A 25,690-nucleotide genomic window follows, 5' to 3' on the forward strand; every position below is an offset into this window, starting at 1 on the left:
TATGTATAACCAAGATCCTCACTGGCTGATACCTTCCGTATTGCTCGCATCTGACCGGGTGTTCTATCACCAGCTCATGCGCCACCGCGGCGAAGAGGAAGTCACAAGAAGTCCTACAGATACAGAGGAAAAAATTGTTTCTCAAGCTGCGCTGGATTATCAGTTCTACTTCGGTGGACATCTTCGTAAAGAAGATATTCAGAACAATATGCGCTTCTGGCAGATCCCCTGTGCAGATGGCGACTATCTAAAACTCATTGCCAAGTTAGCGGATGATTTCTTAGTCTGGCGCGGCAATTGTTTTGAGGTTCGTCGTGAACGTTTAGAAGCGTGGTCGATGCTTTGCTCGGTGATTGATCCCGCATGGATCATTGCCAAAGCCTATGCGCAATTGCATGCTCAGAAGATATTATCAGAGCAAGACATTGTAATACTTCTGACAGAAAATCAATGCCCCTTTGCCTTCCCCGGCGAGCCCAATGGAATTGCTTACGCAGATAACCATGTTCATTTCAATGGGCATGGCTATACGTCAATGTCTATGTTGAGTTTCATTGATAATGATAATACTCTTGGAAAAAAGGTTAAATGGCCTTATCGCCAGGAATATACTTTTTTTGAAAGCCAGAGACTGAAAAAAAACGATCTGCCGAAGTGGATGAAAAAGTATTCATCATGCTTACTCAGCAGCATTTTCAACACCTCAACCCCGATCAACTATGCTCACCTATCCAATGGCGAAGGTTTGTCGCTACACGATCTTCCTTACACGCAAGAACCGACAACGCCCCAACAAAGAATTTTAAAAACGGCCACTCAAACACATCCTTTTGGTCATCAGCGGTGGTTATTATTCTGCTGTGGATTAATGATGAACACGTCAACAAATCACTACCCGTCAGTTCTTATTAATTTGATCCGAGTTTGTAATATTTTACGCAATTACATGGTGGTCTCTGCTGTCGGCTTGGGTCAGTTCGTCGATTATTTTGACGTTGGCAGACTTGGTGCCAGTAAAGATAACAGTAACAGTGATACTGTTGATTTTGACAATAGCGTCAATATTAATCGAGAGTATCGAGTCAGTCCCACCTTCGTGTTAGGCAATAAAAATAATATTTACCACCATAAACTCACTGACTTCTTTATGCGCCACGATCAGCGGGCAATGTCTGAGCAAGCGCATATCGTTGTGCACTTTCGTCGGGGATACGGTAAGCACCCGCGTAACGATCGTCGATTGGAAACACTGCGTAATGAGTTACTGACGCAGGTACGCGCGCTAGAGAGTTTTTCCGCATCGGTCACCATTCAGGAAACGGATTACCAGACCAATCTCGGTAGTCCCGAACAAAAGATTGATGTGCGTAAATTGATTCGTGGTTATGATGTTGCGGGTAATGAAAACGACGTACCTGTTGAGGTGTTTGCTCCAGCGTTACGCGTATTACGTGCCGCCAAGTATCGTGCCGGAGAACACTGGTCGGTAAGATTACCAAGACCATTTATCACCGTTCATGCCGGAGAAGATTACAGCCACCTGTTATGTGGGCTGCGTTCAATGGATGAAGCAGTCGAATTTTGTCAGCTCAGTGAAGGGGATCGAATAGGACATGGATTAGCACTAGGGGTAGATGTTTACGATTGGGCAAAACGGCAACGTCGTGCCTACATTACCGCAGGACAACATCTTGATAATCTTGTCTGGGCATATCACCAGGCTGTTTTACTTTCACAGCATACCGTTGAACATATCCCTGTGATGCATGAATTAAGGGATAAGATCCACTATTGGTCTCAATTGTTGCATGAAGATATTTATACTCCCGACCTTTTGTACCGGGCATGGTTACTCCGCCGAAACTGGCCCGACTATTCTTTCCTGGAAACTGAAATAGCCACCCGACAGGAATGGGTTCCGGACTGGAATATGTTTGCTTGTGAAGGTCAAAATCCACTAACTAAAGTGACAGCAAAGAAGCTATGGGAACGTTATTTAGATAGCGATAAAAATCCGTCCGTTAATCGTATAATTTCCGTCAACTGTCTACCGGGCGACACTGAAAGTTTTGTGGCACATACCTGCGACGATGAGGACATTATTTCGCCAGGCGAACTCCGATTATACGAAGCCATCCAGGACTATCTCATTGAGAAATACAGTCGAATCGGGCTGGTCATTGAAGCCTGCCCCACCTCAAATATTTACATCGGGCGGTTTGAAAAATACCATGAGCATCCCCTGTTTCGTTGGAACCCGCCTAATCCAGAATGGTTAAAACCTGGTGATAAATTCAACAAATATGGCTTGCGCTCCGGCCCGCTATCGGTATGTCTGAACACGGATGACAGTGCGTTGATGCCAACAACAATAGCGAACGAGCACCGTCTTATGCGTGAATGTACCATTCAGCATTTTGCTATTGGCGCATGGATGGCAGATTTGTGGATTGATTCTATTCGTCAGAAAGGGATTTCAATATTTGAAGCTAACCATATAAAACAGGATAGGCGCTAACCAGACGTTCCATTTCTCTTGGGTGGATGCCCGGCGACAAGATCGCAAGCGTGGCAGAAGTCCTCCTCTAATGGAGGACTTCTGATAACGTCAGTGGAAAATATCTGCTGGTAGCAATGCTTCTATATCGTTAAACGCAACGGACGGGAAAATACCGCCCTGCACGGCCCAAATGCCCGCATTGATCAGCACATCGCTTAACCAGGCGTCGTCAATCCCCTCCACCGCGACGCGATCGCAATATTCCCGGATGTTTTTGATAAGCACCGGGAACATCGGCTTTTCTACTTGTTCAAGGAAAAAACCGCGATCCAATTTAACCACGTCAAAATGACCGCAAACCAGTGGAGTTGCCCCGACGATACCGGAGCCGAGATCGCCCAGCCATAGCGCGTTTGGGCCATCACAGAGTGAATTAATCAGCAGATTATTCAGGCAAATCGTACTCGACAGAAAACGCTCTGACAGTTCCAGTGCAATAAAGGGCATTGCGTGTAGGGCCGACTTGATGACCGGATCACCAATTGCCAGAAGCGCCATTTCATCAATAAGATGAAGGGTACAGAGCAGATTGTTGCTCTCAAACCAATCACGCTTTTCGGCAATTAACTGAATTTGCTTGAGCATGAAATTACGCTTTTGTTCGCTATCCCACGCAGAAACGATGATATCTGCATGCAATGGGCGAACCGTATCTGCAGCAAACCGGGCGATCATCTCCACACCCAGCAACTTATTTGTTGTGTCTCTCATCGGTTCCGCGATGAAATGATAGTGCATAAGACCACTCCAATTGATCATAACTTCCTGATAATGCACTTTTAATCACAATCAATCAATAATATCGATCAATGTATCGATATTGATCGATAAAAACAATATATCATAACAAACTGAATATATGCATGTTTTTTGTTTTAAGAAAGTTCTTACCTTGCTATGTTTATTAACATCAGCTAGCACCTTAATAATACCATTTTAATGCCTTTAAAGGCTTGTATTTTCTCATTGTCTTCAATGGAATACGGGTCGGGCAAGGCACAACCAGAGGAAGTAATATCCTCGCCATTTGCAATGAATGGCAAGAGTCATTTAGGGTTGATAACCATTCAAAAAGGAACAATGAGTAGGATATAATTTCAGACCAATTTCGCGCGTTTTTGAGATGGCAATCATCACGCATTGATTGCTACGAAGAAGCACTGATCATAAGGATTAAAGCTATGGGTTTTCTTTCCGGTAAGCGTATTCTGGTGACGGGTCTTGCCAGTAAATTGTCCATTGCCTGGGGAATCGCTCAGGCCATGCATCGCGAAGGCGCTGAGCTGGCGTTCACCTACCAGAACGACAAACTAAAAGGCCGTGTGGAAGAATTTGCCGCTCAACTGGGGTCCAGCATCGTACTACAATGTGATGTGGCCGAAGACGCCAGCATTGATGCGATGTTCGCTGAACTGAGCCAGTCCTGGCCGAAATTCGACGGGTTCGTGCATTCCATCGGTTTCGCGCCTGCTGACCAGTTGGATGGCGACTATGTGAATGCGGTCACCCGCGAAGGTTTTAAAATTGCTCATGACATCAGCGCTTACAGCTTTGTTGCGATGGCAAAAGCTTGCCGCTCTATGCTGAACCCAGGCTCTGCGCTCCTGACGCTATCCTACCTGGGCGCAGAACGCGCGATCCCTAACTACAACGTGATGGGTCTGGCGAAAGCTTCTCTGGAGGCAAACGTCCGTTACATGGCTAACGCAATGGGTCCTGAAGGTGTACGAGTGAACGCCATTTCCGCAGGTCCTATCCGCACTCTTGCCGCTTCCGGCATTAAAGATTTCCGTAAAATGCTGGCGCATTGTGAAGCGGTTACGCCGATTCGCCGCACCGTGACTATTGAAGATGTGGGCAATTCCGCAGCATTCCTTTGCTCCGATCTGTCTGCCGGTATCTCTGGTGAAGTTGTTCACGTTGATGGTGGCTTCAGCATTGCAGCGATGAACGAGCTGGATCTGAAATAATCGTTTAGTCTTCAGTGGGCGGCCTGCCGTCGCCCATGATTTTCACCGCCTCCGCCACTGCCCTTCGCCATATATACTTTTCCGATATTTATTATCACGTAACAATCTTTCATCCCCCCATCGGCTTACGTCAGGATATTGCAGCGCAAACGATCCGGCGTAGGTGTATGACGACGTGTCCGGGTCGCCACTTTTTAGACCAAGGAACGCCCATGGAACAACGCCGAATTGTAGGCAAAAGCCACTGGTATCATGAGACGCAATCCAGCACGTATCCGCAAGATGTTCTGCCGCTGGTGCCGGAGGCCGCTCATGTTGACGACAGCTTTTTACTGGACCTGGCGATATCTGATGACGTACTTTTGCCCTTTCAATCCTGGTTAACCCCTGCCCGTAAACTTGCCCAACTTCTTTTCCCTGCTCACGTAGACAGGGATCAGATGCATACATTCAGCGCCTATGAACGGATGAGTACCGCCCTGACCGTCGCTCAGGTATATGGCGTGCAGCGATTGTGTAATCACTATGCCGCACGTTTAACGCCGCTGCCGGGCCCTGATTCGTCTCGTGAAAGTAATCACCGACTGGCGCAAATTACCCAATATGCGCGCCAGCTCGCCAGCTCACCTGCTGTGATTGGCGAGCGCGATCGTCAGCACCTTGATGCGGTCGGGCTGACCACCTGCGATAGCATACTGATGAATCAAATCATCGGCTTTGTTGGTTTTCAGGCGCGGGTAGTCGCATTACTTCAGGCCTGGTGCGCCCACCCGGTACGTCGCATACCGGGTCTGGATATACAGCAATTCGCGCACGCTTCGCCATTTAGCGCCGCAAACTCAATCTGGCACCCTGCGCCATTATCGCTCGAAAAACAGAATGTCTCCGTTGAACTAATAGCGGGTTACCCCAACGAACTGCACGCACTGCTCCCCTTGCTAACACATTCACCTGACGTATTAGATGTACTCAGTTCACTGATTTCCAGCATACAACGCAGCGATAAGCCGGCGCGGGCATTTTCTCTGACGACCCTGATGACATCACGCATTAACGGCAGCGTGGCCTGCTTTAATGAACACGCGCATACCGCACATGAATTAACTGACATCATCACTGTCCTTCGTCAGGATGAACGTGAATTGCAGCGCTGGGAACAACGACATCCGGTTGAGCGCGTCACCCTGCAGGCGGTACAATGGCTCACCCGAGCGCCCGACCGCTTTAGCGCCGCACTGTTAACACCGTTGTTCGATCAGGGTATCTCTTCAGAACAGGCGATTAACCTGCTGGCCTGGAGTGGATTATGCGGATGGTTAAATCGCTTGAAAATCGCGCTGGGCGAGACGTATTAACCGATCCACCTACTTAAAGAGCGCTTGCTGCAACTGGCAGAATCGCGTAAAACTGTCAGCCGCTCTTTTAGCCACGAAAATAGACAATTATGCTTCAGGACAACCCGCTGCTAGCGCAGCTTAAACAGCAACTACATTCCCAGACGCCGCGTGCTGAAGGGGTGGTAAAAGCCACGGAAAAAGGCTTTGGCTTCCTGGAAGTCGATGCACAAAAAAGCTATTTCATTCCACCGCCGCAGATGAAAAAAGTGATGCATGGCGACCGTATTGTTGCGGTGATCCATACGGAAAAAGATCGCGAGTCTGCTGAGCCGGAAGAACTTATCGAACCCTTCCTGACGCGCTTCGTGGGTAAAATTCAGGGCAAAAATGACCGTCTGTCCATTGTGCCGGACCATCCGTTACTGAAAGATGCGATCCCTTGTCGCGCCGCCCGTGGCGTTGAACATGAATTTAAAGAAGGTGACTGGGCCGTGGCCGAAATGCGCCGCCATCCGCTGAAAGGCGATCGCACCTTCTACGCTGAATTAACCCAATTTATCACCTTTGCGGACGATCACTTTGTCCCGTGGTGGGTCACGCTGGCGCGCCATAATCTCGAAAAAGAAGCCCCGGACGGCGTAGCGACTGAAATGCTGGACGAAGGTCTGGTGCGTCAGGACTTGACCGCCCTCAATTTCGTCACCATCGACAGCGCCAGCACCGAAGATATGGACGATGCGCTGTATGCCGAAGAACTGGCCGATGGCACGCTACAGTTAACCGTCGCTATTGCCGATCCTACCGCCTGGATTGCAGAAGGCAGCAAACTGGATAAAACGGCGAGAATTCGTGCGTTTACCAACTATCTTCCGGGGTTCAATATCCCGATGCTGCCACGTGAGCTGTCTGACGATCTGTGCTCTCTGCGCGCTAACGAAGTGCGCCCGGTTCTGGCTTGCCGTATGAGCATTACCGCCGACGGTACGATTGAGGATAACATCACCTTCTTTGCAGCGACTATCGAGTCTAAAGCGAAGCTGGCCTATGATAACGTCTCTGACTGGCTGGAAGGCACCGGCGACTGGCAGCCTGAAAATGACGCAATTGCTGAACAAATCCGTCTACTGCATCGTATTTGTCTGAGCCGTGGTGAATGGCGTCACAACCACGCGTTGGTATTTAAAGATCGTCCGGATTACCGTTTTGTCCTCGGTGAAAAAGGCGAAGTGCTGGATATTGTGGCGGAACCGCGTCGCATAGCTAACCGTATCGTGGAAGAGTCAATGATTGCGGCAAATATTTGTGCTGCACGCGTACTTCGCGACACGCTGGGCTTCGGCATTTATAACGTCCATATGGGATTTGATCCGGCAAACGCCGACGCACTGGCTGCGCTGCTGAAAACCCATGGTATGCACGTAGATGCCGAAGAGGTTCTGACGCTGGAAGGCTTCTGCAAACTGCGCCGCGAACTGGATGCGCAGCCTTCCGGTTTCCTCGATAGCCGTATTCGCCGGTTCCAGTCGTATGCTGAAATCAGTACCGAGCCAGGTCCGCACTTTGGGCTGGGTCTGGAAGCCTATGCCACCTGGACCTCTCCTATTCGTAAGTATGGCGACATGATCAACCACCGTCTGCTTAAGGCGGTCATCAAAGGCGAAACGATTGCCCGTCCGCAGGATGATACGACCCTGCAAATGGCCGAACGTCGTCGCCTGAACCGCATGGCCGAACGCGATGTGGGTGACTGGTTATACGCCCGCTTCCTGAGCGACAAAGCAGGCACCGACGCCCGCTTCGCTGCCGAGATCGTTGACGTCAGCCGCGGCGGTATGCGAGTGCGTTTAGTGGATAATGGTGCAGTCGCATTTATTCCAGCCCCGTTCCTGCATGCTGTTCGTGACGAACTGGTATGCAGCCAGGAAAGCGGTACCGTACAAATCAAAGGTGAAGTGGTTTACAAAGTCACAGATGTGATTGATGTCACCATTGCTGAAGTGCGGATGGAAACCCGCAGCGTTATCGCTCGTCCAGCCGCGTAACATCGATGAAGCTAACGGCCTTTCTCTTCTTGTGAAAGGTCGTTTTCTTTTCTCTCCCAAATCTCCACCACGCACTACACTTCTTTCATCCGGTCTAATTTATTTTTTTACTATTTTCAGTTCCGCTAGCTTTGCTTTTTTTAGATTCTGGATTACATATCAATATATAAATAAAACAATACGTTCAGCCATAATCACCCTGTATGAATCATGGCTACCTATACTTTTGAGGCTCTATGCGCTTTAAGCGGGATAGTACACATCATGAAAGACGTCCGGGAGCGGGTTACGTTGTATAGCTATGTGGGCACTCATAACCCCTACTGGCGCCTGTCAGAGGATTGCAACATCCTGCATTTCTCTATCGACGAAGCGTCAGCAGCCGATCAGACCGTCGAATTGTCAGTTGAGCAAGCCGACCGCATTCGCGAAATGACAGTGATTACGTCGAGCCTGTTGATGACACTCCCCATTGAAGATGACGACATTCCCGTCCATCTGGTCGGCAGGAAAATCAATAAGCGCGAATGGGCCGGTAGCGCATCCGCCTGGGATGACACCCCTTCCGTCGCGCGCGACCTGGCTCACGGCCTCTCCTTCGCTGAGCAGGTTGTTTCTGAAGCTAACGCCGTCATTGTCATTCTTGACCGTATGGGCAACATCCAGCGCTTTAATCGCCTGTGCGAAGAGTACACCGGTCTCAAAGAGCGTGAAGTGATTGGCCAAAGCGTTTTCACGCTATTTATGAGCCGGCGCGAAGCCGCAGCCTCAAGACGCAACATTGAGGTGTTTTTTCGCGATGGTAATTCTTATGAGGTCGAACGTTGGGTTAAAACCTGCAAAGGCCAGCGTCTGTTTCTGTTCCGCAATAAGTTTGTGCATAACGGTAGCGGTAAGAACGAAATATTTCTGATCTGTTCCGGTACCGATATCACTGAAGAGCGCCGCGCGCAGGAACGTCTACGGGTGTTGGCAAATACCGACTCCATCACCGGTTTACCGAATCGCAACGCAATTCACGAGCTGATCAGCAACGCCATCGAAAACGCGGGTGATACCCAGGTCGGGATTGTATATCTCGATTTAGATAACTTTAAAAAAGTTAATGATGCCTACGGACATATGTTTGGCGATCAGCTGTTACAGAGTGTATCGCTGGCAATCCTCAGTTGCCTCGACGACAACCAACTACTGGCAAGATTTGGCGGTGATGAATTTATTGTCCTTGCCACCGAAACGTCTCAGGGCGCGCTGGAAGCTACGGCATCGCGTATTCTGACGCGCCTGCGTCAACCTTTTCGCATTGGACTAATAGAGGTCTATACCGGATGTTCAATCGGTATTTCTCTCGCACCACAGCATGGACAGGATGGCGAGAGCGTCATCCGTAACGCGGATACGGCCATGTATACGGCAAAAGAAGGCGGTCGTGGTCAGTTTTGCGTCTTCTCTCCGGAAATGAATCAGCGGGTTTTTGAATATCTGTGGCTGGATACCAATCTGCGTAAGGCGCTGGAAAACGATCAACTGGTTATCCACTATCAGCCCAAGATAACCTGGCGCGGTGAAGTACGGAGTCTTGAGGCTTTGGTTCGTTGGCAGTCCCCGGAACGTGGCCTCATACCGCCGTTAGAGTTTATCTCTTACGCCGAAGAATCAGGGCTCATTGTTCCACTCGGCCGATGGGTTATTCTGGACGTTGTGCGCCAGGTGGCAAAATGGCGTGCCAAGGGAATAAATCTACGCGTGGCGGTAAACGTGTCTGCGCGCCAGCTCGCCGACCAGACGCTTTTTACCGCTCTCAAGCAGGTGCTTCACGATCTCAACTTTGAATACTGCCCCATCGATGTTGAATTAACGGAAAGCAGTTTGATTGAAAATGAGCAGTTGGCGCTATCCGTCATTCAGCAATTTAGCCAGTTGGGGGCACAAATCCATTTGGATGATTTTGGCACCGGCTATTCGTCGCTGTCTCAACTGGCCCGCTTCCCGCTTGATGCCATAAAACTGGATCAAACCTTTGTCAGAGATGTGCACAAGCAACCTATTTCGCAGTCGCTGGTGCGGGCCATTGTCGCGGTTGCGCAGGCGCTCAACCTACAGGTCATCGCCGAAGGCGTTGAAAGTGCAAAAGAGGATGCATTTCTGACCAAGAATGGCGTCAATGAGCGTCAGGGATTTTTATTCGCCAAGCCCATGCCTGCAGCGGCGTTTGAACGATGGTATCGACGACACCTGAACAAAAATACGCGATAATGCAGAAAGATTGATCGAGGAAAATAGCCATAAATGGACAATTCGTGATGTTCCTATCTGTATGTAATCACAGAATATATAATATTCTTCAATCATTCAGGTTAATACTATTTTTCCCTTCTCTTTTGCCATGAAATTCTGCATCATGAAATTCAAACTCTATTTGCCCTTTGGATGATGATCATGTCTGATATCGACGCTCAGCGTCTGGCCGAACGCATTGATACCGTGCTGGATATCCTCGTTGCAGGTGATTACCACTCAGCCATCCACAATCTCGAAATTCTGAAGGCTGAACTGTTAAACACGGTCAAAGAAGATACTCAATCTTTGTCAACAAAACAGAAAGCTCCGTGGGAGATCTGATGACATCGCTCTCTTGATGTTACTGCTATCAGCAGACTTCCGTTTATTTTCCGATACGACATTGCTATAAAAATTAATACTATGAATTCCCGACAACAATCTATTTTGCAGATGGTGACCGATAAAGGTCAGATGAGCGTCGCCGATCTGGCAAAGATCACCGGCGTTTCAGAAGTGACGATTCGACAGGATCTGAATACGCTGGAAAAACAGAGTTATTTACGCCGTGCGCACGGATTTGCTGTTTCGTTAAACAGCGATGATGTGGAAACGCGTATGATGACCAATTTCACGCTAAAACGTGAGCTGGCTGAATTCGCTGCATCTCTGGTCAGCCCCGGCGAGTCTGTATTCATTGAGAACGGCAGCAGCAACGCGCTCCTGGCCAGAACGCTGGCGGAGCAAAAAGATGTCACTATCATTACGGTGAGCAGCTACATCGCTCACCTGCTCAAAGAAACGCCCTGTGAAGTGATTCTCCTCGGCGGGATTTATCAGAAGAAAAGTGAAAGCATGGTCGGCCCCTTAACGCGTCAGTTTATCCAGCAGGTACACTTCAGTAAGGCCTTTATCGGCATTGATGGCTGGCAGGCAGACACCGGCTTCACCGGACGCGATATGATGCGTTCTGATGTGGTTAATGCGGTACTGGAAAAAGGCGCAGAGGTTATTGTGCTTACCGACAGCTCAAAATTCGACGCCATTCACCCATACACCCTGGGGCCTTTAGAGCGGTTCAGCCGCGTCGTGACGGACTCTAAGCTCAGCGCCAGCGTACAAATGCAGCTTGAGCATTCAGGATTAACCGTCAATATCATTGATACCAACGCATAATGCCTGCGCAAGATGATTTGTCGGCAGACAAATCATCTCTTCTCTGAGAGTTATCTGACAACCCAATTAAGACTTTTTACCTGTTGTTAACAGGATAAACTCGTAAAATTAATGTTAGCGATATAACAGGAGCGAACATCCAACTGCAGGATATTGGTTGTCATGCTTTCGCTAAACGGTTACACGGAAATATCTTTGATAGTCATGATTTAGCGCTATCCTTAAAGAACACTGGATTCCGTGAATCAATAATTCAGGAGAAAGTATTATGTTAGTAACGAGCAAAAAAATGACCGCAGCCATTCTGGCGCTTACTCTGGCAATGTCTCTGAGCGCCTGCTCTAACTGGTCCAAACGCGACCGTAACACCGCTATCGGGGCTGGTGCGGGTGCAGTAGGTGGTGCAGTCCTGACGGATGGCAGCGCGCTGGGTACGCTGGGTGGTGCTGCTGTCGGTGGTATTATTGGCCATCAGGTAGGTAAATAATTTACGGTTGACCAGCTCGATATAATTAAACGTTTACTTTTTCAGCTCTGTATTTTAAAAAGCCACGGATTATCTCCGTGGCTTTTTATTAACCGCCAGCCAGTTTAACTTTCATGCCTTTGGCTTCCAGCAATGATTTTATCAGGTCACGTTTATCGCCCTGAATTTCAATCACACCATCTTTTACCGCCCCACCGCAACCACATTTTTTCTTCAGTTCCGCGGCTAATTTAGCCAGTTCAGCATCATCCTGATCAATACCGGTAATCAGGCACACGCCCTTCCCTTTGCGGCCACTGGTCTGGCGTTGAATGCGGACAATACCATCACCCTTTGGACGCTCAGGGGCAGCCTTCGGTTCTTCAATTCGCCCGGAGTCGGTTGAATAGACCAGGCGAGAGTTTGAATCGCTCATTTACACACCTCGTTTCAGAGAGGCATTGATCATCTTCAGCGTCTGCGCCGGGTCAGCAGACTGCGTGACCGGACGACCAATCACCATGTAATCCACACCGGCTAACTGCGCCTGCTCTGGCGTCATAATACGACGCTGATCGCCCGCCTCGCTGCCTTCAGGGCGAATACCCGGCGTCACTAACTTAAATGCCTGTCCAAACGCCTGTTTGAAACGTACCGCTTCCTGCGCTGAGCATACGACACCGTCCAGCCCGCAATGTTGAGTTAAACGCGCCAGTCTTTCAGCATGCTCTGCTGGTGACAACGTCACACCGAGATCGGCGAGATCGCTGGCTTCCATGCTGGTCAGAACCGTCACAGCAATTAGCAATGGCGCATCCTTACCAAAAGGCACCAGGGCCTCACGGGCAGCCGTCATCATGCGCGCCCCGCCAGAGGCGTGTACGTTAACCATCCACACGCCGAGGTCGGCAGCTGCAGCTACGGCATGTGCAGTTGTATTGGGAATGTCATGAAATTTCAAATCAAGAAAGACATCAAAACCACGTTGTTGTAGTTCACGAACCAACTGAGGTCCAAAAAGCGTGAACATCTCTTTGCCCACTTTCAAACGGCAATCACGAGGATCAATTCTGTCGACAAAAGCTAATGCTTTATCACGATTTGCATAATCAAGAGCGACAACGACAGGAGAATCAGTAACAGCACGAGAAGAAGATGAAGCAGTAAACGTCATGACCAGACCTTCCTGAGGATGGGCGCCACCGGTGGCGCAAAATGGGTAAACGGCGTGCATTCTACCTGCGGCAATAGAAAATTAACAGGCACGATTACATTTCTGCCCGGCGAGCTGGCAGCGGAGGTTGATGATGGGATGGTTATACTTCATTAGGATGTTGTAACTAAATTGAATGTTTTTTAAAAATTACAGTCCATCAAGCCCGCGAATAGGTTTAATGGTTGACCATGAACGACAGGATGGACAATGCCAGTACAGCGTATAAGCCGTGAACCCGCATTTCTGACAGCGATAGCGCGGCTTACTACGTACCTGCTCCCCGACCATATCGCGCAGCACCATCAGGCTCTCTTTGGCACGCCCTTCTTCCGCTTCGTTAAGATGATAATCCATCAGCTTGTAGAATACACGCATCGTAGGATGGCGTTGCAGCTGACGAGTGATATAAACCTGAGCGGTATCAGTCCCCTCACGCGCCTCAAGGATATCTGCAAGCATCAGTTCAGCGGCGGCACCTGTGTTTTCCTCAACCGCACGGCGTAAAAACTCTGCCCACTCATCGTTTTTGCCCAAATGCTGGTAGCAGCTTTGCAGCATTTCCAGCGTTTCACTGACCAGCTCTTTATCCTGAGAAATCACCCGTTGCAGACTTTCAACCGCCCTGGAGTAATCGCCGTTCAGCATATATACGCGCCCCATCATGATGGAAACGCGGGCGCTGTTTTTGTCTGCTGCCGCCCCTTTTTTCAACAGCGTCATGGCACGATCCATATCGTCGTTGCCCATTTGCTGTAACGCCAGTTCGCAGTAAAAATGCGCTATCTCAATGCGTTGTTTGTCTTTGCCAAGCTTTACCAGACGCTCTGCAACGTCAATGGCTTTTTGCCATTCGCTGGTTGCCTGATAAATTTGCAGCAACTGCTGTAATGCGCCAACGCGAAAATCGGTTTCATCGGTCAGCTGATTGAACATATCTTCCGCACGGTCATACAGGCCGGCGGCCATGTAATCGCGGCCCAGTTGTTGCACTGCCAGCAAACGCTGTTCGTAGGTCAGCGAGGCGCTTTCCATAAGGGTTTGGTGGATGCGGATTGCACGATCGACTTCACCGCGCGAACGGAACAGGTTTCCGAGGGTGAGATGAGCCTCAACGGTGCCCGTATCCTCTTTCAGCATATCGAGGAACAGATCCACCGCTTTATCTTGTTGGTTGCTCAGGAGGAAGTTAACCCCGGCGACATAGTCACGGGAAAGTCGGTTAGCTTCATCCTGCTTTGTTTGTTGCGCACTTCTGCGACCCATATACCACCCATAGGCAGCGGCTACAGGTAAAAGCAGAAACAACAACTCCAACATAAATAATTATTCCTTTACAACCGACGAATCGGCGGATACCGCAACGTCGGTCGCAGGCGCAAGCTGGTTTTCCAGTCGTTTGATTTTACGTTCGGCGCGCGCAAGAGACACTCGAACCTTCAGCCAGAAAAGGCCGCAAATTAGCCAACCAATCGCAAAACCTGCGGCAAACAATACAGCAAGCAGCGTAGAGATACGATACTCACCCTGAGCCAGCAGGTAATTAAACGTAACCTGTTGATCGTTTTGCGCACCTAATGTCACCGAAATAACAAAAATCGCCAACACCAGTAAGAAAATGAGTAAATATTTCACATTACTTCCCGTTATGTGGTTTGAGCGAATAAATCGTGTCCAACTTACCGCGTTGAGCCCTTTAAATTACCATTTTCACACCGAGTGCGAAATGGAAAAGCGCTTTATGCCTTCTGATTTAAGGGCAAAATTCGAAAAATCAATCATAGCTAACTTTCTTGTTCACGCTGCGCAATTTCTTTTGTCTCCTGTACTGGCGGTGTTAAAGGCCCGCATATCCGCTGCGCAAGCCAGGTTGCCAGGGTCACCAACAGCCAGGAAATCAGCGTTGCGACCACCAAATCACGGGGCCAGTGCATTCCGAGCAGCAAACGGCTCCCCATCACACCCGTCGCCCAGATGAGCAAGAATGCAATAGTCAGCGTACGTCTGCGTGGCCACAGCAATCCTACCGCCAACAAAGCCCAACTGGCAGCAAACATCGTATGTCCGGATGGAAAAGCAAACCCTGTTTCTTTTTGCCAGTGCTTACGTAGGAACATTGGCACGTCCCGCTGTTCGGCTAATTGTTCTTTGACTAAGTTCCCACGATCTTTACGTTTTAAAGTGTAGAACTCATCAACCGGAATATGGTGCGTTTTTTCCAGCCATACGACAAATGGCCGCGGTTCCTGCACCCTGTCTTTAACCCAGGACTTCACGCCCTGCCCAACTAAAATCGCTGCTGCCAGGATCGCAAACAGCATTACCGCTGCTTTCAGACGAAAACGCAAACACCACAAAAACCATGCACAGAGCGCTACATGAGTGATAATTCCCCATGGCTGTGTCACCGTTTCCGTTACCCAGTACAAGGATTTTAACCACCAGACATTATGCCCTGGTTGCCAACTCCAACCTGATACCCATACAGCAACCGGCATGATAAGCAGCAGCCCGGCGCCGACTGCGGTGCGCTTTGCAATTGAAAGCATTGCCTCTCCTTTCGTCGATAAGTCTCACAATCATAACTGAAAAATGCGCACGCCGGAAAAATTGACAATTTTGTGCCATTCCAAAAGCGAATCCGTTGTCGCAATTAGGTGAACATCGCTGGCTTATGGCAAAATAGTGCAATACAGAACAGAAGCCAACAGGCGACGGCACGACAGTGCCAGCATAATCTGGAGAATTACATGCAGCTTAAACGTGTGGCAGAAGCCAAACTGCCAACCCCCTGGGGCGATTTCCTGATGGTGGGATTTGAAGAACTGGCAACCGGACACGATCATGTCGCGCTGATTTTTGGCGATATTACAGGCCAAACGCCTGTCCTGGCGCGTGTCCACTCTGAGTGTCTGACTGGCGATGCGCTGTTTAGCCTGCGTTGCGATTGCGGTTTCCAGCTTGAAGCGGCCCTGTCCCACATTGCTGAAGAAGGGCGTGGCATTCTGCTCTATCATCGTCAGGAAGGACGCAACATTGGCCTGCTAAATAAAATCCGCGCCTATGCGTTGCAGGACCAGGGTTATGATACGGTTGAAGCCAACCATCAGTTAGGATTTGCGGCAGACGAGCGTGATTTCACGCTGTGTGCGGACATGTTCAAGCTGCTGGGCGTTGACGAGGTACGTTTGTTGACCAATAACCCGAAGAAAGTGGAAATTCTGACCGAAGCGGGTATCAATATCGTTGAACGCGTGCCGCTGATTGTGGGTCGTAACCCGAATAATGAACATTATCTGGATACCAAAGCCGCGAAGATGGGCCATTTGTTAAATAAATAATATCCGTTTACCCGGCACAGAAAAAAGCCTGCTAACGCAGGCTTTTTTACATGTTATTTCAACATATTACGAATGACATAGTGCAGAATACCGTCGTTCTGATAGTAAGTTAACTCCGTCGCGGTATCGATGCGGCAACGGCACAAAATCACCTCTTTACGCCCATCCGCCCGAGACAAACTTACCGGAACTGTCGCCCCCGGTTTAATGTTTTGCAGGTCCGTAATATCAATCGCTTCCTCACCGGTTAATCCCAGCGTTTTACGCGTAACCCCCTGTGGGAACTCAAGCGGTAGAATCCCCATGCCGATCAGGTTAGAACGGTGAATTCGCTCAAAGGACTCAGCAATAACCACGCGTACACCCAGCAAGCGTGGCCCTTTCGCAGCCCAGTCACGACTGGAGCCAGAACCATATTCCTTACCGGCAATGACTGCCAACGGAACATTCTCCTGTTGGTATTGCATGGCGGCATCATAGATAGCCACCACTTCCGTCCCCGGCAAATGCCGCGTCATCCCGCCTTCCACGCCTGGCACCATCTCATTACGAATACGAATATTGGCAAAAGTACCGCGCATCATCACTTCATGGTTTCCGCGTCGGGAGCCGTAGGAGTTAAAGTCTTTGCGCTCAACGCCGTGGCTTTGCAAATACCGACCGGCCGGGCTATCCGCTTTAATGCTACCTGCCGGAGAAATATGGTCGGTGGTCACCGAGTCGCCTAACATCGCCAGAATGCGGGCGCCATGAATGTCCTGCACCGGATCCGGCGTAGCCTGCATACCATCAAAGAACGGCGACAAACGGATATAGGTCGAGTCCGACTGCCAGCCATAGGTGTCAGCCCGATCAACTTGAATCGCTTTCCATTCCGGCGTGCCTTCAAACACTTCGGCATACTCTTTATGGAACATAGCGGTAGACACCTGCTCAACGGCTCGGGCGATTTCCTGCGCAGTTGGCCAGATATCTTTCAAGTAAACGGGATCGCCTTTTCTGTCATGACCTAACGGATCTTTCGTCAGGTTGATATTCATATTCCCCGCCAGCGCGTAAGCTACTACCAGCGGCGGAGACGCCAACCAGTTCGTCTTGACGAGCGGATGGATGCGTCCTTCAAAGTTACGGTTGCCGGAAAGCACTGCGCCAACCGTGAGATCGCCTTTTTTGATCGCCGTCTCAATAGGATCGGGCAACGGTCCGGAATTACCTATACAGGTAGTACAGCCATAACCCACGAGGTTAAAGCCCAACTCATCGAGATACGGTGTGAACCCGGCCTGCGCCAGATAGTCAGAAACGACTTTAGAGCCAGGCGCCAGTGAAGCTTTAACCCAGGGTTGACGTTTCAGACCGAGCGTAACCGCTTTCTTCGCCAGCAGCCCCGCCGCCATCAATACGCTTGGGTTAGATGTGTTGGTACAGGAGGTGATCGCCGCAATCACCACCGCACCATCCGGCAACTGGTATTGATGCCCGTTCATTGTATAGTCCACTGGCTGACGATCTTTTAGCGAGCTATTCACTTCAAGCTCGTTACTCGCCGAGAACGCTTTCGGGACATCAGCGAGCGCAACCCGATCCTGCGGACGTTTCGGCCCGGCAAGGCTCGCCTCCACACTCCCCATATCCAGCTCCAGCGAGCTGGTAAATACGGGTTCATCGCCTGGGTTACGCCACATCCCCTGCGCTTTAGCATAAGCGCCGACCAGCTCGACCTGCTCCTCACTGCGTCCGCTCAGGCGCATATATTCAAGAGTGATGTCATCAATCGGGAAGAAACCACAGGTTGCGCCATATTCCGGCGACATGTTCGCAATGGTTGCCCGATCGGCCAGAGGTAAGGTGTCCAGACCATCGCCATAGAATTCAACAAATTTCCCAACCACACCGTGCTTACGCAGCATTTGGGTGACGGTCAGCACCAGATCGGTTGCGGTGATACCTTCCCGCAGTTTACCTACCAGCTTGAAGCCCACCACGTCAGGGATAAGCATTGAGACCGGCTGGCCCAGCATCGCGGCTTCGGCTTCAATGCCCCCGACGCCCCAGCCCAGCACACCGAGACCATTTATCATCGTAGTATGGGAATCGGTACCGACCAGCGTATCCGGATAAGCCACCCATTCACCGTTTTGTAATTCGCTCCAGACGGCTTTACCCAAATATTCAAGGTTAACCTGGTGACAAATCCCCGTTCCCGGCGGCACAACGCTGAAGCGACTGAATGCTTGCTGTCCCCATTTCAGAAACACATAGCGCTCATGGTTACGTTCCATTTCCAGACGGACGTTCTCTTCGAAAGCGTCATCATCACCGAAACGATCCACCGTTACGGAGTGGTCTATCACAAGATCCACTGGCGAAAGCGGATTCACTTTTGCCGTATCCCCGCCCAAACGTTTTACCGCTTCGCGCATAGCGGCCAGATCGACCACTGCGGGTACGCCGGTAAAGTCCTGCATCAAAACGCGAGCGGGTCGATAGGCAATCTCACGATCGGCATGCGCGGTTTCCAGCCAACGCGCCAGGGCATGAATATCGTCTTCGGTAACGGTATTTTCGTCCTGCCAGCGAAGCAGGTTCTCCAGCAAAACTTTTAACGATTTAGGCAGGCGGGTGATATCACCCAGTGTTTGTGCGGCCAGAGGCAAGCTGTAGTAACGGTAGGTTTTATCATTAACCTGCAATGTGTCCTTACTGGCTTCGCGTAGGGTCGACGACATAGCTCCTCCTTAAATGACAGGGTTGGATCCCCTGATTTTCTTCAGGGTTAGTATTAAAGATAACACAAACAAAATGTAACGCTTTGATAACAACTCAAATTGATAAAAGTGGAGAACATAGGAAAAGCGGAGTGTGGCGTAAATTACGAGGAGAAGGTTCGAGAGCGAAGGCTATGAGGCTTAATGTGTAACAGGTATGTATGCAATCGATAATATGCTGATTAGCGGGGACATCGCGATTGCATGTAATAAGTCATACGAAGTATCAGACAGAGGGCGAATAATAATGACAATAAAATTCGTATTAATTACTGTTTCTGTTCATCATCAGTAAACAGATCAATAAACGCGCGTTGTTCCGGGGAAAGCGTCCAGGAGGTGGGGATTTCCGGCCCATTCTCTGCGCCGCTCTTGCTCTCTTGTTCATTTTCATGAGGAGATGGCGTTACGGTGGCGTGTTGTTCCGGTGCGGACATGACCTACCCCCACACTTGCCAGACCACGAGCGCGACGACAATCCAGAACACAGCGGAGCCGAGAAAAACAGCAAACCAGGCTTTACGTTTCATCGCGGGATCCCTGCGTGCAGGCTGGTTTCCTGAAGGCATCGCTAACCTCATACTATCGAAATCACTTATCATTTAGGCACCAAACAATCGGTACAATTAATCATCAGATAGGAGAAATCCTAATAAAAAAGGCGAAAAAAAGCCAGTTAATTTTCTGACTCGTCCTGATAAATAAATCGATTGTTTGATCGGTTATAAATATTTGAAAGGAATTTTTGGCAAGCTGACTAATTTGAAACTACTTTAGAGAACCTTTTCCATAAACTATATATGGTTAATTTATTCACTGTAAATTATCAATTAGTTCAGTGTTTCCCGTCGGTATCGCTTTATGCCGGAGGATACCGACGAGGTAACAGCTGGTATTATTTCTCAGGCAATTTAATATCTTTAAACATGGCTTCGATATCATCATTAGAACGCAGCGCCACCGCAGTATCCACCACATCTCGCGTCAGATGTGGCGCGAAACGTTGAATAAAATCATACATGTAACTGCGTAAAAACGTGCTGCGACGAAAACCAATTTTGGTGGTGCTATGACTGAAGATATCGTGCGCGTCAACACGTACAAGATCAGGGTCGGAGACGGGATCAACCGCCATGCTGGCAATCACCCCCACGCCGAGGCCCAGACGCACATAGGTTTTAATGACATCGGCATCGGTAGCGGTAAAAACTATCCGCGGCTCCAGACCCGCACGATTAAACGCGGTATCCAGTTCCGAACGCCCGGTAAAACCGAAGGTGTAGGTGACCAGCGGATACTGCGCTAACTCTTCAATAGAAACGGACGCTTTTCCCGCCAGCGGATGATCCGGCGTCACGACGATCGAGCGGTTCCAGTGATAGCAAGGCAGCATCACCAAATCGTCATACAGATGCAGGGCTTCTGTCGCAATGGCAAAGTCTGCATTCCCTTTCGAAACGGCTTCGGCGATTTGCGTCGGCGATCCCTGGTGCATGTGCAAAGAGACGCGAGGGTATCGCTCAATAAAACCTTTAATCACGTTTGGCAGTGCGTAACGTGCTTGTGTGTGGGTCGTCGCGATGTATAACGAGCCTTTGTCCGGCCAGGTATGTTCGCCGGCAACGGACTTAATGGCATCCACCTTCGACAGTACCTCACGCGCAATACGGATGACTTCCTGCCCCGCTGGCGTAACCTGCGTCAGGTGCTTACCGCTACGGGCAAAAATCTGGATGCCAAGTTCATCTTCAAGCATACGAACTTGCTTACTGATGCCTGGCTGGGAGGTATAAAGCCCTTCCGCCGTTGAGGAGACATTAAGGTTGTGGTTCACCACCTCAACAATGTAGCGAAGCTGCTGTAATTTCATGTTAAGCCATCCCGATTTATGCCATCAGATCATCGTTTCAAAGCAGGCTCGTTAGCGCTGCTAATACGATTTAATAATAAAAAACGTGTTAACTATAACCACTATATCATTTCTATGTAAGCTGTATAGGCATGACAAAAAATAATACGCCAGAAACAAAAAGGGTCGCATACGCGACCCTTTAAGGAGAAATTCAGGCGGAATGCCGTTATTTCTTCCCTTCAACCCATTTACCGTCAACAAAAAACGCGGACCAGCCGGTCGCCTTACCGTCTTTCTCAGCGGCAACGTATTGCTGCTTGGTTTTACGGCTGAAACGGACCATGGACTTGTTGCCGTCCGGGTCCGTCTGCGGCGCGTCTGCCAGATAACGCAGTTTTTCCGGCAGACGATCGCGGAAGCGGTACAGCTCTTCCACTAACGGCGCGCGGGTCTCACGTGATTTCGGGAACGTATTTGCCGCCAGGAAGATACCTGCAGCGCCATCACGTAACACAAAATACGCGTCAGATTTTTCACACGGCAGTTCCGGCAGCGGAACCGGATCTTCTTTCGGCGGAGCGACTTCACCGTTACGCAGGATCTTACGGGTGTTTTTGCACTCATCGTTGGTACACGCCATGTACTTACCGAAACGCCCCATTTTCAGGTGCATTTCAGAGCCACATTTTTCGCACTCAACGATAGGACCGTCATAACCCTTGATGCGGAATTCACCCTCTTCGATCTCATAGCCGTCGCAGGTAGGGTTATTACCACATACATGCAGCTTACGCTTAGGATCGATAAGATAGCTGTCCATCGCCGTGCCGCACTTCTGGCAGCGACGTTTGGCGCGCAGAGCGTTCGTTTCCGCGTCGTCGCCTTCCAGCACGTTCAGCACTTCGTTTTCCGGCACCAGGTTAATGGTGGTTTTGCAGCGTTCTTTCGGCGACAGCGCATAGCCGGAACAGCCGAGGAAAACGCCGGTGCTGGCGGTACGAATACCCATCTTGCGTCCGCAGGTCGGGCAATCAATGCTGGTCAGCACCATCTGATTCGGACGCATACCGCCCTCCTCAGGATCTTTCTCGGCTTTATCCAGTTGCTGAGTAAAATCGGTGAAGAAGTTGTCGAGTACGCCTTTCCATTCGGCTTCGTGATTTGCCACCTGGTCGAGGCTGTCTTCCATCTGCGCGGTAAAATCGTAGTTCATCAGTTCGCGGAAGTTTTCTTCCAGACGATCGGTGACAATTTCACCCATTTTTTCAGCATAGAAGCGACGGTTCTCAACGCGAACATAGCCGCGATCCTGAATCGTGGAAATAATCGACGCATACGTTGATGGACGACCAATACCACGCTTTTCAAGCTCTTTAACCAGCGAGGCTTCACTGAAACGCGCAGGCGGTTTGGTAAAGTGTTGCGCTGGCGTCAGTTCGACAAGCGTCAACGTATCGCCTTTATCCACCGCCGGCAAGATACGGTCTTCATCGCCCTTACGCAGCGCAGGCATCACTTTGGTCCAGCCATCGAAACGCAGAATACGACCACGCGCTTTCAGGCGGAAATCACCCGCGCCCACGGTTAAGGTGGTGGAATCGTATTTCGCCGGCGTCATCTGGCAGGCAACAAACTGGCGCCAGATCAACTGGTACAGTTTCTGCGCATCAGCTTCCATGTCTTTCAGTGATTCCGCCTGTACGGCGACATCGGAGGGACGGATAGCTTCGTGCGCTTCCTGAGAGTTCTCTTTGCTGGCGTACTGGTTCGCGCTCTCCGGCAGATATTTTTTACCAAAATTATCGCTGATGTAATCGCGAACCATGGTGACGGCGTCCTGACTCAGGTTTGTTGAGTCCGTACGCATATAGGTGATGTAACCCGCTTCGTACAAGCGCTGTGCCATCATCATGGTTTTCTTCACGCCAAAGCCCAGACGCGTGCTCGCAGCCTGCTGTAGCGTGGAGGTAATAAACGGTGCGCCCGGCTTGCTGCTGGTCGGTTTATCTTCACGTTCCAGAACGCTATAGCGCGCTTTTTCCAACAGGCTAACAGCGGCAAGCGTTTGTTCCCGGTTGACCGGGCGGAACGGTTTATCATTCTGATGCGTCACCTCAAGCGGCAAAGCATCGCCACCAGGCGTGGTCGTGTCAGCACCAATTTCCCAGAACTCTTCTGGGACAAATGCTTTGATTTCACGTTCACGCTCAACCACCAGACGTACAGCAACCGACTGTACGCGGCCTGCAGACAAACCACGCGCAATTTTTTTCCACAGCAGCGGCGACACCATATAGCCCACCACGCGGTCCATAAAGCGGCGCGCCTGTTGCGCGTTAACCCGGTCGATGTTCAGTTCGCCCGGTTTTTCAAACGCCTGACGAATAGCGTTCTTGGTAATTTCGTTAAACACCACGCGGCTGTAGCGGGTGTCATCGCCGCCGATCACTTCCCGCAGGTGCCATGCAATGGCTTCCCCTTCGCGGTCAAGGTCGGTTGCGAGATAGATGTGGTCGGCTTTTTCAGCCAGTTGCTTCAGTTCAGAAACAACTTTCTCTTTACCAGGCAGCACTTCATAGCGCGCATCCCAGTTGTGCCACGGGTCAACACCCATGCGGTTGACGAGAGCGCCACGTTCATCCTTTTTGGGCTTTTTAGCCGTTTTGGTGGAGGTTGAGTCGGCGCTCTTTTTAGTTGCTGAGCCACTGGTCGGCAAATCACGGATATGACCGACGCTGGATTTCACCACGTAGTCATTACCCAGATACTTGTTGATCGTTTTGGCTTTTGCCGGGGACTCAACGATGACAAGAGCTTTACCCATATTCACCTTTACCTAATTTGATTCTTCCAGAATGCGTCGCACGTTGATTCACCTTCCACTGGCGACGAGACATCGATATGGTCTCTGCGTCGGCGGATATCAACCCCTTAAACTGATTCGCGCTTGTAATGTAACTCTCATGTAACTGAGTTAACAGGCTTTTTTGCTCACAAACGCTATAGCACGACGAAGTATTGGTCGAATGTCAAGCAAATCTGTTGCCAGATTGACGAAAGCGTCACACTGTACCTGATAAAATGCGTTACGCAACTTTATTAGCATGCAAAAACAAATCTCGCCAGTTGCAACCCTGACGTAAGACCTTCATTTATGTCAGGGAATATTTGCCCATAAGCCGGGCTCGGCGTAGACTAATGTCCTTGTTTAAGGAGTAAATAATGCATAAAGACACGCAACCTATCGATCGCGAAACGCTGCTGATTGAAGCCAACAAAATCATTCGTGAGCATGAGGACACGCTGGCGGGGATTGTCGCCACCGGCGTTACGCAGCGAAATGGCGTGCTGGTTTTCAGCGGCGATTACTTTTTAGACGAGCAAGGGCTTCCGACGCCCAAAAGTACGGCAGTGTTTAATATGTTTAAGCACCTGGCGCACGTACTTTCTGAAAAGTATCACTTGATCGATTGATACAAGAAATGATTTGCCGGATGGCGGCTCTGCCATATCCGGCCCAGGATGTTGTCATCCTGTGGGCCGGGTAAGATGCTTTAGCATCACCATCCGGCAATGACAATTTTACATCAGCGGTTTCTGTCCCCGCTGCCACCAGCGCAGCAGCAAACGATCGGCGCTCTCGGCCGCACTCCCGGTAAAGCGATCCATCAGTTTTTTGCGCTGCATATAGCGAACGCTCAACACTTCGCGCCCTTCCATTAGCCCGAGGATCACTTCATCACTGGTATTGATTTCATCCACCAGCCCGTTCGCCAGCGCCTGTTGCCCAAACCAGTGTTCGCCGGTGGCAACCTGCTCAATGTCCAGAGTCGGACGCATGCGCTGCACAAAATCCTTAAACAGGTGATGGGTTTCATTCAGATCTTCGCGGAATTTCTGCCGCCCTTCTTCCGTGTTTTCACCCAGCAGCGTCAGCGTACGCTTGTACTGTCCGGCGGTGTGCAGTTCGATATCAATATCCTTCCCTTTCAGAAAGCGGTTAAAGTTCGGGATCTGCGCCACGACGCCAATCGACCCGACGATAGCAAACGGTGCCGAGACAATTTTATCGGCTACGCAGGCCATCATATACCCACCGCTCGCGGCGACTTTATCCACCGTTACGGTCAACGGAATCTGCTTATCGCGCAGACGCTGTAACTGCGATGCAGCCAGGCCATAACCATGAACCACACCGCCCGGGCTTTCCAGGCGAACCACCACCTGATCCTGCGGTTTAACCACTGCCAGCACCGCCGTCACTTCCTCCCGTAACGCGCTGACCTCATGGGCGTCCATGCTGCCTTTAAAATCCAGCACCCATACACGTGGTTTATCAGATGACGTACTGTCTCCCAGTTTCGCTTTTGCCTTGGCTGCCTTCGCTTCCAGTTTCTGTTTCTTTTTCTGCGCCTTATGCCAGAATTTTTGCTGATGCCCGTCCAGTAATGCCAGCGACAGATCATCCTTCATCTCTTTATATTGCTCGCTGAGGTTAACTACCCGCAGCTCCCCGCGCTGACGCTTGCGTTGTGTCGCGTTCACAATCAGCATCACAACTACCGCAATAGCCACCACGACAGTGACAATTTTTGCCAAAAACAGCCCATATTCAGACAACAATTCCACGAGACCCACCTTGGTTAAACAACGCTATTCCCGCTCAGTGTACAACAGGCTGCTTA

Annotated in this window: 22 protein-coding genes; 10 read left to right on the plus strand and 12 right to left on the minus strand. The window is 50.1% G+C overall.

Annotated elements, in window-relative coordinates:
- The first annotated feature begins 1 nt into the window (after position 1).
- Positions 2 to 2,518, plus strand: a complete 2,517-nt coding sequence (gene rdrB, locus FDX14_RS22525) for an antiviral RADAR system adenosine deaminase RdrB (RefSeq protein WP_137350283.1) — start codon at positions 2 to 4, stop codon at positions 2,516 to 2,518.
- 90 nt (positions 2,519 to 2,608) lie between these two features.
- On the opposite strand, the gene FDX14_RS22530 is transcribed toward rdrB, so the two are convergent.
- Positions 2,609 to 3,298: an EAL domain-containing protein gene (locus FDX14_RS22530; protein ID WP_137350303.1), complete on the minus strand. Its 690-nt coding sequence runs from the start codon at positions 3,296 to 3,298 to the stop codon at positions 2,609 to 2,611.
- A 443-nt stretch (positions 3,299 to 3,741) separates the two neighbouring features.
- On the opposite strand from FDX14_RS22530, the gene fabI reads away from it, so the two are divergent.
- From fabI to osmB, 7 genes are all read left to right on the plus strand, one after another.
- A complete protein-coding gene (gene fabI, locus FDX14_RS22535) occupies positions 3,742 to 4,530 on the plus strand; it encodes an enoyl-ACP reductase FabI (protein ID WP_042308097.1) in 789 nt (262 codons plus the stop codon).
- A gap of 212 nt (positions 4,531 to 4,742) precedes the next feature.
- Entirely contained in the window at positions 4,743 to 5,885 is a 1,143-nt protein-coding gene (locus tag FDX14_RS22540) for a carboxymuconolactone decarboxylase family protein (protein WP_137350284.1), read from the plus strand.
- A gap of 89 nt (positions 5,886 to 5,974) precedes the next feature.
- Positions 5,975 to 7,909, plus strand: a complete 1,935-nt coding sequence (locus FDX14_RS22545) for an exoribonuclease II (RefSeq protein ID WP_042308094.1) — start codon at positions 5,975 to 5,977, stop codon at positions 7,907 to 7,909.
- Between the two features lie 264 nt (positions 7,910 to 8,173).
- A complete protein-coding gene (pdeR, locus tag FDX14_RS22555) occupies positions 8,174 to 10,165 on the plus strand; it encodes a cyclic di-GMP phosphodiesterase (protein WP_079223970.1) in 1,992 nt (663 codons plus the stop codon).
- A 183-nt stretch (positions 10,166 to 10,348) separates the two neighbouring features.
- A complete protein-coding gene (locus FDX14_RS22565; protein ID WP_042308514.1) occupies positions 10,349 to 10,531 on the plus strand; it encodes a YciZ family protein in 183 nt (60 codons plus the stop codon).
- 81 nt (positions 10,532 to 10,612) lie between these two features.
- A complete protein-coding gene (gene yciT, locus FDX14_RS22570) occupies positions 10,613 to 11,365 on the plus strand; it encodes a DNA-binding transcriptional regulator YciT (RefSeq protein ID WP_042308090.1) in 753 nt (250 codons plus the stop codon).
- A gap of 268 nt (positions 11,366 to 11,633) precedes the next feature.
- Entirely contained in the window at positions 11,634 to 11,852 is a 219-nt protein-coding gene (gene osmB, locus FDX14_RS22575) for an osmotically-inducible lipoprotein OsmB (protein WP_038640946.1), read from the plus strand.
- Positions 11,853 to 11,940: 88 nt separating this feature from the next.
- Here the strand turns inward: osmB and yciH are convergent, their stop codons facing one another.
- The 5 genes from yciH to pgpB all read right to left on the minus strand — a co-directional run bounded on the left by yciH (position 11,941) and on the right by pgpB (position 15,593).
- Positions 11,941 to 12,267, minus strand: a complete 327-nt coding sequence (gene yciH / locus FDX14_RS22580) for a stress response translation initiation inhibitor YciH (protein ID WP_061381244.1) — start codon at positions 12,265 to 12,267, stop codon at positions 11,941 to 11,943.
- Positions 12,268 to 13,005, minus strand: a complete 738-nt coding sequence (pyrF, locus tag FDX14_RS22585) for an orotidine-5'-phosphate decarboxylase (RefSeq protein WP_137350304.1) — start codon at positions 13,003 to 13,005, stop codon at positions 12,268 to 12,270.
- Positions 13,006 to 13,194: 189 nt separating this feature from the next.
- Positions 13,195 to 14,364: a lipopolysaccharide assembly protein LapB gene (gene lapB, locus FDX14_RS22590; RefSeq protein WP_137350286.1), complete on the minus strand. Its 1,170-nt coding sequence runs from the start codon at positions 14,362 to 14,364 to the stop codon at positions 13,195 to 13,197.
- A 6-nt stretch (positions 14,365 to 14,370) separates the two neighbouring features.
- A complete protein-coding gene (locus FDX14_RS22595; protein ID WP_006684318.1) occupies positions 14,371 to 14,679 on the minus strand; it encodes a LapA family protein in 309 nt (102 codons plus the stop codon).
- Between the two features lie 149 nt (positions 14,680 to 14,828).
- Positions 14,829 to 15,593 carry a phosphatidylglycerophosphatase B gene (gene pgpB / locus FDX14_RS22600; protein ID WP_137350287.1) on the minus strand — a complete coding sequence of 255 codons (765 nt, stop codon included), beginning with the start codon at positions 15,591 to 15,593 and terminating at the stop codon, positions 14,829 to 14,831.
- A gap of 201 nt (positions 15,594 to 15,794) precedes the next feature.
- On the opposite strand from pgpB, the gene ribA reads away from it, so the two are divergent.
- Positions 15,795 to 16,385: a GTP cyclohydrolase II gene (ribA, locus tag FDX14_RS22605; protein ID WP_038640958.1), complete on the plus strand. Its 591-nt coding sequence runs from the start codon at positions 15,795 to 15,797 to the stop codon at positions 16,383 to 16,385.
- 53 nt (positions 16,386 to 16,438) lie between these two features.
- Here ribA and acnA read toward each other — a convergent pair whose 3' ends face one another.
- The 5 genes from acnA to topA all read right to left on the minus strand — a co-directional run bounded on the left by acnA (position 16,439) and on the right by topA (position 23,829).
- Entirely contained in the window at positions 16,439 to 19,114 is a 2,676-nt protein-coding gene (acnA, locus tag FDX14_RS22610) for an aconitate hydratase AcnA (RefSeq protein WP_137350288.1), read from the minus strand.
- A 308-nt stretch (positions 19,115 to 19,422) separates the two neighbouring features.
- Positions 19,423 to 19,590, minus strand: a complete 168-nt coding sequence (locus tag FDX14_RS25260) for a YciX family protein (protein ID WP_167371244.1) — start codon at positions 19,588 to 19,590, stop codon at positions 19,423 to 19,425.
- A 3-nt stretch (positions 19,591 to 19,593) separates the two neighbouring features.
- Positions 19,594 to 19,755, minus strand: a complete 162-nt coding sequence (locus FDX14_RS22615) for a YmiA family putative membrane protein (RefSeq protein WP_094301001.1) — start codon at positions 19,753 to 19,755, stop codon at positions 19,594 to 19,596.
- Between the two features lie 293 nt (positions 19,756 to 20,048).
- Entirely contained in the window at positions 20,049 to 21,023 is a 975-nt protein-coding gene (gene cysB, locus FDX14_RS22620; protein ID WP_042308079.1) for an HTH-type transcriptional regulator CysB, read from the minus strand.
- Positions 21,024 to 21,231: 208 nt separating this feature from the next.
- The gene (gene topA / locus FDX14_RS22625; protein ID WP_137350289.1) at positions 21,232 to 23,829 is read right to left on the minus strand and encodes a type I DNA topoisomerase; all 2,598 of its coding nucleotides are present in this window, start codon (positions 23,827 to 23,829) and stop codon (positions 21,232 to 21,234) included.
- A 398-nt stretch (positions 23,830 to 24,227) separates the two neighbouring features.
- Here topA and FDX14_RS22630 point away from each other — a divergent pair, with 398 nt between their 5' ends.
- On the plus strand, positions 24,228 to 24,479 hold the full coding sequence (locus tag FDX14_RS22630; protein WP_003020616.1) for a YciN family protein: 252 nt from the start codon (positions 24,228 to 24,230) through the stop codon (positions 24,477 to 24,479).
- Between the two features lie 108 nt (positions 24,480 to 24,587).
- On the opposite strand, the gene sohB is transcribed toward FDX14_RS22630, so the two are convergent.
- Complete coding sequence (gene sohB, locus FDX14_RS22635) at positions 24,588 to 25,634, minus strand: protease SohB (protein WP_137350290.1); 1,047 nt, start codon at positions 25,632 to 25,634, stop codon at positions 24,588 to 24,590.
- Positions 25,635 to 25,690 lie beyond the last annotated feature (56 nt).

This window comes from Citrobacter sp. wls710 (genome assembly GCF_005281115.1).
GTDB classification, from domain to species: Bacteria; Pseudomonadota; Gammaproteobacteria; order Enterobacterales; family Enterobacteriaceae; genus Citrobacter; species Citrobacter werkmanii.

What these genes read in the sequence shown, in the direction of transcription:
- rdrB (WP_137350283.1), top strand. Translation starts at nt 2, where the DNA reads ATGTATAACCAAGATCCTCACTGGCTGATACCTTCCGTATTGCTCGCA.
- FDX14_RS22530 (WP_137350303.1), bottom strand. Translation starts at nt 3,298, where the DNA reads ATGCACTATCATTTCATCGCGGAACCGATGAGAGACACAACAAATAAG.
- fabI (WP_042308097.1), top strand. Translation starts at nt 3,742, where the DNA reads ATGGGTTTTCTTTCCGGTAAGCGTATTCTGGTGACGGGTCTTGCCAGT.
- FDX14_RS22540 (WP_137350284.1), top strand. Translation starts at nt 4,743, where the DNA reads ATGGAACAACGCCGAATTGTAGGCAAAAGCCACTGGTATCATGAGACG.
- FDX14_RS22545 (WP_042308094.1), top strand. Translation starts at nt 5,975, where the DNA reads ATGCTTCAGGACAACCCGCTGCTAGCGCAGCTTAAACAGCAACTACAT.
- pdeR (WP_079223970.1), top strand. Translation starts at nt 8,174, where the DNA reads ATGAAAGACGTCCGGGAGCGGGTTACGTTGTATAGCTATGTGGGCACT.
- FDX14_RS22565 (WP_042308514.1), top strand. Translation starts at nt 10,349, where the DNA reads ATGTCTGATATCGACGCTCAGCGTCTGGCCGAACGCATTGATACCGTG.
- yciT (WP_042308090.1), top strand. Translation starts at nt 10,613, where the DNA reads ATGAATTCCCGACAACAATCTATTTTGCAGATGGTGACCGATAAAGGT.
- osmB (WP_038640946.1), top strand. Translation starts at nt 11,634, where the DNA reads ATGTTAGTAACGAGCAAAAAAATGACCGCAGCCATTCTGGCGCTTACT.
- yciH (WP_061381244.1), bottom strand. Translation starts at nt 12,267, where the DNA reads ATGAGCGATTCAAACTCTCGCCTGGTCTATTCAACCGACTCCGGGCGA.
- pyrF (WP_137350304.1), bottom strand. Translation starts at nt 13,005, where the DNA reads ATGACGTTTACTGCTTCATCTTCTTCTCGTGCTGTTACTGATTCTCCT.
- lapB (WP_137350286.1), bottom strand. Translation starts at nt 14,364, where the DNA reads ATGTTGGAGTTGTTGTTTCTGCTTTTACCTGTAGCCGCTGCCTATGGG.
- pgpB (WP_137350287.1), bottom strand. Translation starts at nt 15,593, where the DNA reads ATGCTTTCAATTGCAAAGCGCACCGCAGTCGGCGCCGGGCTGCTGCTT.
- ribA (WP_038640958.1), top strand. Translation starts at nt 15,795, where the DNA reads ATGCAGCTTAAACGTGTGGCAGAAGCCAAACTGCCAACCCCCTGGGGC.
- acnA (WP_137350288.1), bottom strand. Translation starts at nt 19,114, where the DNA reads ATGTCGTCGACCCTACGCGAAGCCAGTAAGGACACATTGCAGGTTAAT.
- FDX14_RS25260 (WP_167371244.1), bottom strand. Translation starts at nt 19,590, where the DNA reads ATGTCCGCACCGGAACAACACGCCACCGTAACGCCATCTCCTCATGAA.
- FDX14_RS22615 (WP_094301001.1), bottom strand. Translation starts at nt 19,755, where the DNA reads ATGATAAGTGATTTCGATAGTATGAGGTTAGCGATGCCTTCAGGAAAC.
- cysB (WP_042308079.1), bottom strand. Translation starts at nt 21,023, where the DNA reads ATGAAATTACAGCAGCTTCGCTACATTGTTGAGGTGGTGAACCACAAC.
- topA (WP_137350289.1), bottom strand. Translation starts at nt 23,829, where the DNA reads ATGGGTAAAGCTCTTGTCATCGTTGAGTCCCCGGCAAAAGCCAAAACG.
- FDX14_RS22630 (WP_003020616.1), top strand. Translation starts at nt 24,228, where the DNA reads ATGCATAAAGACACGCAACCTATCGATCGCGAAACGCTGCTGATTGAA.